The following is a 13,790-nucleotide window of genomic DNA, read 5'->3' as shown; positions in this document are numbered from 1 at the left end:
CATTCACAGCTAGGTACCCCTCCCGGGAAAGCACTTCAGGCTATCCAGACCAGCCACATAGGCCGCTACTGCAGATCCGTATGCAGGCCCTTTATTCCCCTTCTATCTAATATTGGCTTAAGGGCTACTTAACTTACCCTCTATTTAAGTTGCATATTTGCATACTCTATAGCGCAAACTATGCACTTAATTGCACCTTCACCAGCGCAGATGTACCTAGTGGTGCAGGATTTGATTTGACATAGAAACTCACAGGACTCTTAGACGCCCCTTTCTCTTTCTAATTCTGAATAGGCAAACGTATTAAAGAACTAATACATAACATCGAATGGGCATTCTAATAGAACATATCCGACGTCGAGTTTGTCTGTTGATAGCTCAACTACCGGGCTCGGATTGATGTAATAGAAAGTCCCATTTGGTAGCGCTATGGCATCGTCACGACCTTAAGCCGGCACGCAATAGAAAAAGCACAGTCCCTAGCCATCACTGACTAGGGACTGTGCCTGCGGCGGAGACGGCGGGATTTGAACCCGCGGAGGTATTACCTCGCCGGTTTTCAAGACCGGTGCATTCGGCCGCTCTGCCACGTCTCCATGTTGTTCTTCGAAAACACTCATCGTGCCTACGAAGCAACTTGGTCAGTGTACTAAATAGATAGCCCGGTTTCCCAAAAAGCCACCTGCAGCACTGGATATCGCCGCTGGATACTCCGAATTTCGTGGCGCAGGACACACCAGGTTCGTTAGATTGGATCCATGACTACAACACGCATGAAGGCCATCGTTCAGACCGACCCGCAGGATCGTCGGTCCTTAGAGCTCCGCGAAGTCGCTCTCCCACAGCTGCGTCCAGGCGAAGTGCTTGTGAAGGTGCAGGCGGCCGGCGTTAACCGCGGCGATATCCTGCAGACGATGGGTGCCTATCCGCCGCCACCGGGGGCGTCGGAAATCTTGGGCTTAGAAGCAGCAGGCACCATTGCCGATGCCGGAGATACGAACTGGGAGGTAGGCACCGAGGTGGGCTGCCTGCTTGCCGGTGGTGGCTACGCCGAATACGTCGCGGTTCCGCAGGGCCAGCTGCTTCCCGTGCCCAAGGGGTTGAGCGTCGAGGAAACTGCAGCGGTGGTTGAGGTCGGATGCACCGTGTGGTCCAACCTAGGCATTGAGGCAGGCCTTCACGAGGGCCAGCGCGTCCTCATCCATGGCGGAGGCGGCGGCATTGGCACTTTTGCCATCCAGGTAGCCAAGGCCCTCGGCGCAGAGGTGGCGGTGACGGCTGGCTCGAAGGAAAAGTTGGAGCGTTGCCGCGAGCTAGGCGCCGATATTCTCATCAACTATAAGGAGCACGACTTCGTAGAAGAGTTGAAGGGAAGCTGCGATGTCATTTTGGACATCATCGGCGCGAAATATCTGGAAAAGAATATGAAGTGCCTGGCCAAGGACGGCAAGCTCATCATCATTGGCATGCAGGGTGGCACCAAGGCGGAAATCAACTTGGGCGCCATGCTGCCCAAGCGCCTGACCGTCCAGGGCACGACGCTGCGCGCCCGCGACTTAGAAGACAAGGCACAGATTGTGGCGGGCACGGTAGAAAATGTGTGGCCCATGTTGGAAGACGGCCGCGTAAAGCACGCGCTGCACGCCACTTACCCGCTTGCCGACGCCGCCCAGGCCCACACCGCCCTAGACAGCGGCGAGGTCACCGGCACCTTGGTTCTTACCGTTTAAGCCAGCGAGGCTACGACGCGGATGAGATGCTCAACGTCGTGATAGGTGTTGAAGGGGCCGAGCGCAACAGTAACGGCACCGCCAATTTCTTCCACGCCCATCTCCGTGAGCAACGGGGTCTGCGGGGCAAGCGTGGTAACAAGGCCGTTATCAAAGAGGCGCTTGTGCACGGTCTCGGCCGGAACACCCTTTACTGCGAAGGTGAGGCGCGGCAGGCGATCGTCGGAGGCGCCTGCGGCAGCCTCCCCGGTCACGCCAAGAATATGCACGGCGGGCAGGGTGCTCAAGAAGGAATAGAGGTCAGCGCGCAGATCCTCCAAGTAGACGCTGAGCGCATCCATGGAGGTGCGCAGGCGCTTGCGGCGCGAGCCGCTCTCCCCACCGGCGAGGGCGGCAAGATGGTCCACGAGCGGTCCGACACCGCCGGCCAAGCCAGAGGAAATGGGTGTTTCCAGCTTGCGAGAACCCTTGCCGGTATGCACCGGATCGAGGGCGTCGAGGCGGCGGAACATGCGGGTATCGCGGAAGACAAGCGCCGCTAGCTGCGGTCCGCCCAGCAATCCCAGGTCGAGGCCTAAGATATCGGCGCCGAGATCATCGAAGTTGATGGGGCGGTAGGGAGCGATCGCAGAGACGTCGAGAAGCGTCCAGGCGCGGGAGCGCTCATGGACGGTGTCAATGATCTCAGCGGCCGGGGATACCGTACCCAAAAGCTCGTGCGCGGCGGAGAAGGCAACGAGGCGCGTGGAGCCATCGACCAGCTCGGCAAATTGGAAACCTGGCAGCTCACCCGTACCCAAGTCTGGCTGGGCCCAACGGGTTTCTGCCTTGACCTCAGAAAACGCCGAGTACAAAGACGGCGGATCCAGCTTGGAGAGCACCACCGAGGAATTGCTGCCCAATAGCGGACGGGCCGTCTGCGCCAAGGACTGGTACAACACGGGCAAGGACGGGCCAAGCACTACGCGGTCTGCCTTGGACCCGGTCAGATCCGCTACAGCCATGCGTGCGGCGGTGTAATTACCATCGCCTTCCAAACGGCCCGGCGCGGGCGTGGCGGAGTGGGCGCCGCCTGGGCCCTCCTGGGTGGCCACTGCGGTGGACATCCGGAAGGATCGCGCCACGCCGGAGGCGACGCGCTCAGAAATTTGGGGCACCGCGTGCGCGTTGAGGTAGGTCCAACCATCAGATAGCCCGGTGTATAAACCGCGCACACTGAATACGTCGTAGTGTGCCGAAGCTCCTGCTGGCATTACGGTCCCCTTCTTTATCGCGCTAGGCATCGCCACACAGTGGCGGTCGGTTCCCTACTGTATACGCGTTTGGCCCAAGTTTCCCAAATTTGAATTTTCGCTGGATATCGCTGTTTTCGCAGGCTGGCGGCGTGTAGTTCCCGTTTGCCCAGCCCGCGCGCTAGGGTGTTGAGCGTGCAAGATAACAATCAACTGCGCGCTGATATCGCCCGCATGACCTCCCAGCCAGACGGCGAGGCCACCCCAGCGTCCCAGTCCGAGACCCTCAAGGCCGCCTTCGCGGACCTGGTGCAGGGTGCACAGCAGCGCGAGCTGTGGTTCAAACTGGGCATTCAAGATATTAAGCAGCGCTACCGCCGCTCTGTCCTGGGCCCGTTTTGGATCACCATCGCCACCGGCGTGATGGCCCTCGCCTTGGGCCTGTTGTATTCCATGCTCTTCCAGATTCCCGTCGCGGAGTTCCTCCCCCACGTCACCGTGGGCCTTATTATGTGGACCTTCATTTCGGGCTGCATCAAAGAAGGCTCCACGGTCTTCATTGACAACGAGGGCTTGATTAAACAGCTCCCAGCCCCGCTGTCGGTGCACGTTTACCGCTTGGTGTGGCGCCAGACGCTGTTTTTGGGCCATAACCTCATCATCTGGTTGCTGCTTATCCTTATCTTCCCGCGCAACTTGGGATGGGAGTTCTTCCTCTTCCTCCCCGGCTTGGCCTTGTTGCTGGTCAACGGCGTGTGGGTCACGATGTTCTTTGGCATCATCGCTACCCGCTTCCGTGACGTCGCTCCGCTGCTTGAAGCACTGACCCAGCTGCTGTTCTACGTCACCCCGATTGTGTGGATGACCAATACCTTGAAGGACCAGGGCGGTGCGGTGTCCAGCCGCGCCCGCATCGCGGAAATCAACCCGCTCTACCACTACCTGGAAATCGTCCGTGCGCCCATGATCGGTGAGCCGGTGGCCGCCTACCACTGGTGGATCGTTATTGGCTGCACCGTTCTTGGCCTGCTCATCGCCGGCTTGGTCATGCGCAAGTGGCGCTTCCGCGTCAGCTACTGGGTTTAAGCCCACGCCCTGCACTTCCTGAGATTCCTCGAAAGGATACAGACTGATGGTCTCGATTGATACGTATAACGCGTGCGTGGACTTTCCCATCTTTGATGCCAAATCCCGCTCGCTCAAGAAGGCCATGCTTTCTTCCGCCGGCGGCGCCATTGGCAAAAATGCCCAGAACACCGTCGTGGTGGAGGCGCTGAAGGATATTAACCTGCACCTGCGCGAGGGCGACCGCGTGGGTTTGGTGGGCCATAACGGCGCCGGCAAGTCCACCTTGCTGCGCCTTTTGTCTGGCATTTATGAACCCACCCGTGGTTCTGCCGATGTGCGCGGCCGCGTGGCCCCCGTCTTTGATTTGGGCGTAGGCATGGACCCGGAGGTCTCTGGCTACGACAACATCATTATCCGTGGCCTCTTTTTGGGCCAGTCCATCAAGCAGATGAAGAAAAAGATGGATGAGATTGCGGAGTTTTCTGAACTCGGCGATTATCTCTCCATGCCGCTGCGCACCTATTCCACCGGTATGCGCGTGCGCTTGGCGCTCGGCGTAGTGACGTCCATTGAGCCGGAAATCCTGCTGTTGGATGAGGGCATCGGCGCCGTCGACGCCGCTTTCATGGCCAAGGCCCGTGTACGCCTACAAGAGCTGGTGAAGCGCTCCGGCATCCTGGTCTTTGCTTCCCACTCCAATGACTTTTTGGCGCAGCTGTGTAATACCGCGCTATGGATCGACCATGGCGAGATCCGCTCGGTGGGCGAGGTTTCCGAGGTCGTCGGCGAATACGAAGGCCCTGAGGTGGGCGAGTATGTGCGCGACCTGCGCGAGCGTTTTGAAAATGAGGACACCAGCGGCAACTAGCTGAGCATATGCAGCAGCTGCTCGCCCACTCCGGTTACCTCCAGCTGCAAGCCATCCGGCCGGTGATACTCCGCGGCGCTAAGGCGCGCGCTGACCACCGGCCGGTTAATTTTTTCTGGGCCGGCAGGCTCTTCCTTTTTCTCGGTGCTTATGCGGTAGCCCATCTTCTCACTCACCCGGGCCGAGGCAAGATTGGTCTCTATCCAACAAGTACGCAGCGAATGCGCATCGAGGTGGGTAAAGGAAAACTCGACCACCGCTTGGCGGATAAGCGTGCCATAGCCTTGGCCTTGGAAGCGGCGCAGTACCCATGATGCGGTCTGCACTTCCCGCGCGGCCGCAAAGTTTTCGGCCGATAGGTCCACCACCCCCACCAATTCTTGGGTCTTTGCGTCGCGGGCAATGAAATCCAGGGTCCAATTATTGGCGCGCAGCTGCGCTCGGTGCTCCCACCGGTGCTGCGCCATGGCAGCGGGAGTATTCCGCTTTTCATCAAAGAGCCAGGGAAAGGCGTGCTCGGGAATGTCGGTGCCATAGATATCTGCCGCACCTACCGTGGCCACGCACGCGATGTCTTCATCGCGCATGACGCGCAGGTCGACTCCACGGCCAGTATCATCGCTGGCCCGAATGGTCACCGCAAAAGGCGGCCAGATATTTTCCATACATTTCACAGTATCCACAAAGCTGCGGCCATATCTAGTTTTCGCTTCACCCGCACGGAGTGTTTCTGCGTTGGTCCCCCTACCCCGGTGGCAAGATGGAACCCATGACTGCCACCCTGACTTCCACCGGTTCCACCGCCGCCGTCATTGTTACCCATCAGCGCGCCGAGCTATTGCGGGCTTCGCTTGAACAGGTAGTCCACCAAACCCACCCCGTGCAGTGGGTAGTCGTGGTGGATAATGGCGCGGAAGATGCGGTGCGCGAACTCGTCGAATCCATGGCGGGTGACCGGGGTGTCTACGTGCCTTCGGAAACCAACCTGGGCGGCGCCGGTGGCTTTGCGCTAGGTTTTCTCACCGCGCTGTCTTTGGGCGCCGATGCCGTGTGGTGCGCCGATGATGACGGCCGCCCTGCCGATCACGCGGTACTAGCGGAGCTGTATCGAGTGGCAGAAGCCAACCGCCTGCATGAGGTCTCCCCGGCGGTATGCAATATTGACGATCCCGGCCGCCTGGCCTTCCCCCTGCGCCAGGGGCTGGTATGGCGCCGCCGGATGGACGAGCTGGAGGGCGATTTCCTGCCCGGCATCGCCTCGCTTTTTAACGGCGCGCTGATTTCCGCCGCGGCCATGGAGATCATTGGCGTTCCGGACTACCGGCTGTTTATCCGCGGCGATGAGGTGGAATACCACCGCCGGCTGGTTAATTCCGGGCTCTCCTTCGGCACGGCGCTGACCACCAGCTACCTGCACCCGGACGGATCGGATGAGTTCAAGCCCATCCTGGGTGGCAAAATGCATACCCAGTACCCAGAAGGTGAGTTCAAGCGCTTTTTCACCTACCGCAATCGCGGCTACCTGCTGTGGCAGCGCGGCATGCGCAAGCTACTGCCCCAGGAATTTGCCCGCTTTGGCTGGTTCTTCTTAGTCCAGCGCCACGACCCGGCCGGCTTTATCGAATGGCTCAAGCTCCACAACCGCGGGCGCCAAGAAGATTTCCGCCGGCCTAACCAGGGCTAGGACGGATCCTGCTTGGCGACGACCCGGACCCCCGCCTTCCTAAAAATAATCCAGCGTTGCACCGCAAAGTTCACCACGGTGGCGGTGCCCTGCGAGATAGCAAAGGCCACCACGAGGGAAAGGGTCGAGTTCCACTCCCAGTGGACGTCGAAAAGCTCAAAAAGGAACTTATAGGCCACCATATTGACCACGAAGGTCACGCCGTAGGTGGCAAGGACGCCGGCGAAGCGCACCGCGGTGGCTTCGGCCTGGAAGGTCCAACGGCGATTGAGTAGATAGGCCGCCCAGGTACCGATAATAAAGCCCACCGCACGGGCGGGGTCGGCGCTAAGCAGGCCGAAGCCGATCTGCAGGAGCCAGGTTAAGGAGACGTCGATAAGCGCGGCAAGCGCCCCCGTCACCGCGAACTTGGCGCTTTGCGCGCGCAGGCTGGTCGAGCGCGAAGCCCGCTGGGCCGCGCCGCGCCACGTCCGTGAGGAGGCTGCTGCCATCTATTTTTCCTTAAAGATAAAGGCCCTTTGAATGGCAAAGTTGGTCACCGTGGCCACGCCTTGGGCGATGACGAAGGCGATGGTGTCTTTTACCGCACCCTCAAAGCCGAGAGCCATAAGCGGCTCATTGAGCACCCAGTACAGGAAGTTTTGGACCGCAAAGGTAGAGGCGTACAAAATGCCCACGGTCGCGGCTGTGCGGCCAGACACCTTGGCCCCAAAGGTCCACCGCGCATTGGCCAGGTAGGCGGCGATGGTGCCAAAGACCCAACCGATGGCCTTGGCGGCAGAACGGTGCAGTCCCAGATAGGTCAATAAAAGCGTGAGACCATAGTCAATGGCGGCGGTAAATACGCCTACGGAAATAAAACGCACCAGCTGGGTGTGCAGCGAGGTGGATGAGGGCTTTACTTCTACGGCGTCGTCAGCGGAATTAGTCACGAGTGAGTAGCCTACCCGCGCAAGAGCGCTCGGTACATGTCCAACCGATCCACCGGCGCGGCGGATTCGGTGCCATAAGCACCGATCTCGGCTAATTGCTGTAACGACGCCGCGCAGAGCTGCCGCACGTCGGCGCCGGAGAGCGCCGTGCCATCGTCATTGACCCAGCCGAGCGCATCCATGGTGGTCTCCACGACGGAATCGGTCAGCTCCGCGCCGCCCATACAGGAAAGGGCAAGCGCCATGGACCAAAAGGCGTCTTTGCCTTCATGGGTCACCTCGCGCGGCAAGCTGGCGAGCACGCGGGAAGCATGCGGTGTGAGGTCGGTTTCCCTGCCCAGGTCCATCGCTTGCAGCAGCGGGACGAAGTCATAGAGTTTGGTGCGCTCAATTAAATCGCGCACGGGGGACGATACCGCGGAAAAGACCTCATCGGTAACTTCCTGTCCGGTCAATTCACGGTTCACGCTGGTCAGCTCAAAGGGCTGAAAGAGCGAGCCTGAGCCGCCCACGCACAGCGCCTCTGGGGTGCCATTATCGCGGGGATAGATCTCGGCTACTACCAGCTCGAAGTCCCACAGTCCCCAAGCGAAGTCGATTTGATCGCCCTCGCGCCAGAGGAATTCGGAGGCCTGGCGCTCCGGATCGATGCGCGGGCCACGGGCCTCGGTGTGTTCATAAAAGTGCCAGGGAGATTCCTCCTCCGGCAGGCCAAAGCAGATGCGCAGTACGCGGTGCAGCTCGGTGAAGGTCAGGGCATCGCTAAAACCAATCTGGCGGTGCACCTCGCCATCGGCGCGAATATTCGCGGCTTGGCAAATGATGGTGAGGGGCTCGCGCTTGAGGGATACCACGCTATCGGCGCGTTTGGCCCGCGCCTGTGCGATATCGGTGACCCCTGCGTTCATGAGCCCCACCATACGCAAATTTTAGGAAGCTAGTTTTGCAATATCGCGAGCTTCCAGCTCACTAATAAGGAACGTCAGCGCCGCGCCTATGGCACCCAAGAGGGTCCACGGACGCTTGGCACCGCGCTTGCGCAGGAACTTCACCATGCGGCGGGAAAGGGCAACGTTCATCCAGCCGCCCAGGATGAGCAGCAGCACCACTGCGGCAAAAATGGCCCACGGCTTGAGGCCTTGATCGGCACTATCCTGCGGCGAGCGCGGCTCATCGCCGTCCTGCTCGGCGTGCGCGTTGGTATAGGCCACTAGGGCGCTAAAGCCAAAGAAAGACAAGGTATACGCGGTGATCAAACCGCCCTTGGACTTGATCCAATCCGGATAGGAGGTCGCAATGCCCACGGCGGCGGCCTGGGTGATGCGGCCAGCCAGCGTGTCATCGAGGGCGTAGTTGTCTTGGCGCTGATCATGCGTCTCACGGTTGTTGGTCATAGCGACTACTTTAAGCGGCGGTAAGCTAATGCGCATGTACTCGGAAAAGACAAAGCATATGACGCCGGCGCAGCAAGCGGCACAGGATGTGCGCGCAGAGGACGATAAGCGCAACGGCCACTTCGAGGCCACAGAACATACCGATGTGCCGTTGAGCCCTTTCATGACTCGCCTGATGGCAGAGGAATTGCCCATGCTGGATTCCTCCTCCCGCGCTCGCGTCTATGAGCTTTTGCGGGAGTACGACGGCCCGATTATTGAATCCCAGGAGGAACTGCCGGAGGAGATCCGCGCGCTCATGGATCTGTAAACGGTCACATTCGGGCAGTACAAGCGTCCGTTTTGTTCCGAATATCACTCGCGCCACTCCAGCCACCCTCCTGTGAGCTAGGTAGGCTAGAGAAGCGACATAAATCCGTCGAGCAAAGAGTAAGAGATGGAATTACATACTACTGAAAAGTCCCTGCACGGCTGGGGCCGCACCGCCCCGACGACCGCCCACGTGCTCGCCACCGAAGACGTGGACGTCATCAAGAAGGCCGTGGCCCAGGTTGCAGAAGATAACTCGGATAAGCCCGCCCACCTGCGCCGCGGCGTCATCGCCCGCGGTATGGGCCGCTCCTACGGTGACCCCGCCCAAAATGGCGGCGGCCTGGTCATCGACATGCAAAAACTCAATAAGATCCACTCCATCGACCCAGAGTCCGCTCTGGTGGACGTCGATGGCGGCGTCACCTTGGACCAGCTGATGAAGGCCGCCCTGCCGTATGGCCTGTGGGTTCCGGTTCTGCCGGGTACCCGCCAGGTCACCATCGGTGGCGCAATCGGCCCGGATATTCACGGCAAGAACCACCACTCCGCCGGTTCCTTTGGTGACCACGTGGTCTCCATGGAGCTGCTCGTGGCCGATGGCCGCGTGCTGCACCTGACCCCGGAGGGCTCCGAGGATGACCCGAGCGGCGACCTCTTCTGGGCCACCGTTGGCGGCATGGGCCTGACCGGCATCATCTTGCGCGCCACCATCCGCATGACCAAGACGGAAACCGCCTACTTCATCGCGGATACGGACCGCACCGATAACTTGGATGAGACCATCGCTTTCCACTCCGATGGCTCCGAGCACAACTACACCTATTCTTCCGCCTGGTTCGATGTCATCTCACCAGAACCAAAGCTGGGCCGCTCCACCATTTCCCGCGGCTCGCTGGCCACCCTGGCACAGCTGGAAGAACTCGCCCCGAAGCTGGCCAAGGATCCACTGAAGTTCAATGCGCCGCAGCTAATGACGGTACCGGATATCTTCCCGTCCTGGACCATGAATAAGCTCTCCCTCTCCGCCGTGGGCTTGGCGTACTACACCATGGGCGCACCGGCGAAGAACCAGGTCAAGAACCTGACGCAGTTCTACCAGCCGCTGGATCTCATCGGCGAGTGGAACCGCGGCTACGGTTCCAAGGGCTTCCTGCAGTACCAGTTCGTGGTACCGACCGAGGCCGTGGAGCCGTTCAAGGAGATCATCCGCGATATGCAGCGCTCCGGCCACTACTCCGCCCTCAACGTGTTCAAGCTCTTCGGTGAAGGCAACCGCGCGCCGCTGTCCTACCCGATGCCGGGCTGGAACGTCTGCGTGGACTTCCCCATCCGTCCGGGCCTGGGCAAGTTCCTGGATGACCTGGACCGCCGCGTGATGGAATTCGGCGGCCGCCTCTACCTGGCCAAGGAATCCCGCACCTCCGCGGAGAACTTCCACAAGATGTACCCGGGCATGGAAGGCTGGCTGAAGACCCGCAACGAGATCGACCCGACCGGCGTCTTTGCCTCCGATATGTCCCGCCGCCTCGAGCTGCACTAATCACTGGAAATAACACCTTTAAGGAGATTTACTGACCATGCTTAATGCAGTAGGCCAAGCACAACACATCCTGCTTCTGGGCGGCACCTCCGAGATCGGCCTCGGCGTCGTCTCCGAGTTCCTGCAGCGCGGCCCGGCCAAGGTCACCCTGGCCGCCCGCCCGGAGTCCCCACGCATCGCCCAGGCCAAGGATGACCTGGAATCCCGTGGCGCTGACGTAGAGGTCCTGGACTTCGATGCCACCGACTTCGATTCCCACCCGGACGTTATTAATAAGGCCTGGGCCCGCGGCGACGTCGACGTGGCCATCGTTGCCTTCGGCACCCTGGGTGACCAGGAAGAGCTGTGGCAGAACCACGACAAGGCCGTTGCCTCCGCACAGACCAACTACACCGCACCGGTGTCCGTAGGCGTGCTCTTGGGCGAGAAGTTCAAGCACCAGGGCCACGGCACCATCATCGCTATGTCCTCCGTGGCAGGCATGCGCGTGCGCCGTTCCAACTTTGTCTACGGCGCCTCCAAGGCCGGCGTGGACGGCTTCTACATCAACCTGGGCGAGGCCCTACGCGGCACCGGCGCCAACGTGCTGGTTGTGCGCCCAGGCCAGGTGCGCACCAAGATGTCCGCCGAGGCTGGCGACGCCCCACTGACCGTCAACGTCTCCGACGTTGCCGAGGCCACCGTCAAGGCCGTGCTCGATGGCAAGCAGTCCATCTTCGTGCACCCACTATTTGAGTACGTGTCTTTGGCATTCAAGTTCATCCCGCAGGCCATCTTCCGCAAGCTGCCGTTCTAAACGGCGCAGCTTTCCGCGCTGGCGCTAGCCGGCCGGCTCGCCTCCGCCCCGCCCCCGCTCTTTCGCCTCGCCGCACGCCCGCGGCGAGGGAGGTGACGGGGGCGGTGGTGTATCAGGGGGACGTCGGCAAGCAAGTGCTCACCTGCCCGCGCCAAATCTGGGCTGTGGGGCTTGGGTATGCGAAACTAATGGGCATGACAAGCACCGCTGTACCCGCCCAGTCAACGCCCGTGAGCGAGGATAACCGCACCGAGGCCTACCGCGCCGATGCGCTGACTCCTCGCGCGACCCTACTGGGTTTTGTGCTGGCCGCCCTGGCCGGTGGCGTGGTAACGCTGCTGGGCTGGTTTGCCTTCAAGACGGTCTCGCTGCCGTCCTTTAATACCTCCATGGTCACCCGCGCGCTGACCACGGTGGGGGTGGTGCTCACGCTGGCCCTGGCCGGCGGGCTGTGCGTGTGGTGGCTCTATGACCACTACAAGGAGTCCTTTACCCGGCCGCGCTGGCGGTCCTGGCTGACCTACGCGGTCACCTACCTCTCCCCGGCCCTGTTGACCCTGGCCGCCGTGGGCCTGCCACTGTCCGCCTCCCGCTTGTGGCTCGATGGCGTGCAGGTGGACCAGGCCTTCCGCACCCAGTTCCTCACCCGTTCGGTGGATGAGATGGGCTATGCGGACATGAACTACCAGGACATGCCGTCCTTCTATCCGATTGGCTGGTTCTGGTTGGGCGGCCGCTTGGGTGCGCTCATGGGAATTCCGGGCTGGGAGGTCTACCAGCCCTGGGCGCTCATCTCCATTGCCGTGGCCGGCTGTATTCTGGTGCCCATCTGGCAGCGCCTGACCAGTTCCCTGCCGGTCGCCACCGCCATCGCCCTGGTGACCACCGCGATTACGCTCACCATCGCGGCCGAGGAGCCCTATTCCGCGGTCATTGCCATGGGGCTGCCCGCCATTGCGGTACTGAGCGCCCGCGCGTTCTGCGGCTCCTGGCTGGCCACCCTTGGAGTGACGCTCTACCTGGGCATTTCCGCCACGTTCTATACCCTTTTCACCGGTGCGGCTGCGCTCACCGTGGTCAGCCTCATCGCGCTGTTTACCGCGCTCTATGAGCATACGTGGCGCCCCATCCTGCGCCTGGTGATCATGGCGGTAGGCTCCATTGCCATCGCCCTCATCGCCTGGGGGCCCTACCTATGGTCGGTCATGCACTCACCGGCGCCACTGCAAACCACCGCGCAGCACTACCTGCCGGAGGAAGGCACGCAAATTCCAGTGCCTTTCTTGTCTTTCAGCATTGTGGGCTTCCTCTGCCTCATGGGGCTTATTTACATCGTCATCCGCCTCAATGACGTGGAGGTACGCGCGCTGGGCATCTCCCTCCTTGGCACCTACCTGTGGACCGTGGTGTCTATGGTGGCAACCCTGGCCGGCACCACGCTGCTCAGCTTCCGCCTCGAGGTGATCGTGGTGCTCCTCTTTGCCACCGCCGGCATCCTGGCCTTGGCAGAGATTCGTCTACTCGGCGTGCACCGCCTCTACCCGGCGCGGTTCTCCCACACCACCAATAAGCAGATCACCGCGGTCTTTGGCATCATCTTGGCCCTGGCCGGCGTCTTCTATGCGCAGCAGATCCCAGAGGCCAACGAGGACGCCATCGATCACGCCTATAGCGATACCGATGGCTACGGCGAACGCGCGGACCGCTTCACCAGCGATTCCGCCCACTACTACCTGGATATCCACAACTTTATTCAGGACCAGGGCTATACGCCGGATGAAACGGTGGTGCTCACGGATGAAAAGACCTTCATGTCTTATTACCCCTACTGGGGCTTTAACGCCTTTACCAGCCACTACGCCAATCCCTTGGGCGAGTTCAGCACCCGCAATGAACAGATTGAGACCTGGGCCAACGATTCCTGGGATATGCAGCCGGAGGAGTTCCGCAAGGCCTTGGATTCTGCCGCCTGGCGCGGCCCGGATGTCATGATGTTCCGCGGCGACCTGGAGAATAAGGACGATGGCTTCAAGTTCCACCTGGCAGAGGATATCTATCCTAACCAGCCGAATATTCGCTACCGCGCGGTCTTCTTCAATGCCGACGTTTTTGATAAGGGCTGGAAGTTGCAGCAAACCGGCCCCTTTGTAACAGCCGTTCGCAGCAAGTAAGTTCACCCACACTTCCCGCCCGCGGCAGGGTGTGCCCGCGGGCCGAGGGGGTTATCTGACGTA

Annotated in this window: 14 protein-coding genes and 1 tRNA gene; 8 read left to right on the top strand and 7 right to left on the bottom strand. The window is 60.7% G+C overall.

Features of this window, described 5'->3' with window-relative positions:
* Positions 1-512: 512 nt before the first annotated feature.
* A tRNA-Ser gene (locus tag BJ985_RS09005) sits at positions 513-596 on the bottom strand.
* Positions 597-773: 177 nt separating this feature from the next.
* Here BJ985_RS09005 and BJ985_RS09000 point away from each other — a divergent pair.
* Complete coding sequence (locus tag BJ985_RS09000) at positions 774-1,730, top strand: NAD(P)H-quinone oxidoreductase (RefSeq protein ID WP_179387610.1); 957 nt, start codon at positions 774-776, stop codon at positions 1,728-1,730.
* Here BJ985_RS09000 and BJ985_RS08995 read toward each other — a convergent pair.
* The gene (locus BJ985_RS08995; RefSeq protein ID WP_005329740.1) at positions 1,727-2,983 is read right to left on the bottom strand and encodes an aminotransferase class V-fold PLP-dependent enzyme; all 1,257 of its coding nucleotides are present in this window, start codon (positions 2,981-2,983) and stop codon (positions 1,727-1,729) included. The genes BJ985_RS09000 and BJ985_RS08995 overlap by 4 nt on opposite strands.
* A 213-nt stretch (positions 2,984-3,196) precedes the next feature.
* Between BJ985_RS08995 and wzm the strand changes: the two genes are divergently transcribed.
* Complete coding sequence (wzm, locus tag BJ985_RS08990; RefSeq protein ID WP_179387609.1) at positions 3,197-4,048, top strand: galactan export ABC transporter permease subunit Wzm/RfbD; 852 nt, start codon at positions 3,197-3,199, stop codon at positions 4,046-4,048.
* Between the two features lie 46 nt (positions 4,049-4,094).
* Positions 4,095-4,898, top strand: a complete 804-nt coding sequence (gene wzt, locus BJ985_RS08985; RefSeq protein ID WP_005323203.1) for a galactan export ABC transporter ATP-binding subunit Wzt/RfbE — start codon at positions 4,095-4,097, stop codon at positions 4,896-4,898.
* Here wzt and BJ985_RS08980 read toward each other — a convergent pair.
* A complete protein-coding gene (locus BJ985_RS08980; protein ID WP_179387259.1) occupies positions 4,895-5,563 on the bottom strand; it encodes a GNAT family N-acetyltransferase in 669 nt (222 codons plus the stop codon). The two genes, wzt and BJ985_RS08980, sit on opposite strands and share 4 nt — an antisense overlap.
* Positions 5,564-5,658: 95 nt before the next feature.
* On the opposite strand from BJ985_RS08980, the gene glfT1 reads away from it, so the two are divergent.
* Positions 5,659-6,582, top strand: a complete 924-nt coding sequence (glfT1, locus tag BJ985_RS08975) for a galactofuranosyltransferase GlfT1 (RefSeq protein WP_005323205.1) — start codon at positions 5,659-5,661, stop codon at positions 6,580-6,582.
* Here the strand turns inward: glfT1 and BJ985_RS08970 are convergent.
* From BJ985_RS08970 to BJ985_RS08955, 4 genes are read right to left on the bottom strand one after another with little or no spacing between them, the layout of a single operon-like run.
* On the bottom strand, positions 6,579-7,073 hold the full coding sequence (locus tag BJ985_RS08970) for a GtrA family protein (RefSeq protein WP_179387258.1): 495 nt from the start codon (positions 7,071-7,073) through the stop codon (positions 6,579-6,581). The genes glfT1 and BJ985_RS08970 overlap by 4 nt on opposite strands.
* Positions 7,074-7,514, bottom strand: a complete 441-nt coding sequence (locus BJ985_RS08965) for a GtrA family protein (RefSeq protein WP_005323207.1) — start codon at positions 7,512-7,514, stop codon at positions 7,074-7,076.
* An 11-nt stretch (positions 7,515-7,525) separates the two neighbouring features.
* Complete coding sequence (locus tag BJ985_RS08960) at positions 7,526-8,434, bottom strand: plasmid pRiA4b ORF-3 family protein (protein ID WP_179387257.1); 909 nt, start codon at positions 8,432-8,434, stop codon at positions 7,526-7,528.
* 9 nt (positions 8,435-8,443) lie between these two features.
* Complete coding sequence (locus BJ985_RS08955; protein ID WP_040424933.1) at positions 8,444-8,908, bottom strand: hypothetical protein; 465 nt, start codon at positions 8,906-8,908, stop codon at positions 8,444-8,446.
* 34 nt (positions 8,909-8,942) lie between these two features.
* Between BJ985_RS08955 and BJ985_RS08950 the strand changes: the two genes are divergently transcribed.
* The 4 genes from BJ985_RS08950 (at position 8,943) to BJ985_RS08935 (ending at position 13,727) form a co-directional block, all read left to right on the top strand.
* Positions 8,943-9,218 carry a hypothetical protein gene (locus BJ985_RS08950; RefSeq protein WP_179387256.1) on the top strand — a complete coding sequence of 92 codons (276 nt, stop codon included), beginning with the start codon at positions 8,943-8,945 and terminating at the stop codon, positions 9,216-9,218.
* Between the two features lie 126 nt (positions 9,219-9,344).
* Entirely contained in the window at positions 9,345-10,760 is a 1,416-nt protein-coding gene (dprE1, locus tag BJ985_RS08945; RefSeq protein WP_005329755.1) for a decaprenylphosphoryl-beta-D-ribose oxidase, read from the top strand.
* A gap of 37 nt (positions 10,761-10,797) precedes the next feature.
* The gene (gene dprE2, locus BJ985_RS08940) at positions 10,798-11,556 is read left to right on the top strand and encodes a decaprenylphospho-beta-D-erythro-pentofuranosid-2-ulose 2-reductase (RefSeq protein WP_150850296.1); all 759 of its coding nucleotides are present in this window, start codon (positions 10,798-10,800) and stop codon (positions 11,554-11,556) included.
* A 194-nt stretch (positions 11,557-11,750) separates the two neighbouring features.
* Positions 11,751-13,727 carry a galactan 5-O-arabinofuranosyltransferase gene (locus BJ985_RS08935; RefSeq protein WP_179387255.1) on the top strand — a complete coding sequence of 659 codons (1,977 nt, stop codon included), beginning with the start codon at positions 11,751-11,753 and terminating at the stop codon, positions 13,725-13,727.
* The last annotated feature ends 63 nt before the right edge of the window (positions 13,728-13,790 follow it).

The organism is Corynebacterium tuberculostearicum, assembly GCF_013408445.1.
Classification (GTDB): domain Bacteria; phylum Actinomycetota; class Actinomycetes; order Mycobacteriales; family Mycobacteriaceae; genus Corynebacterium; species Corynebacterium tuberculostearicum.
The sequence above is the reverse complement of the archived record's forward strand: the minus strand, read 5'-3'. Positions and strand labels throughout refer to the sequence as shown.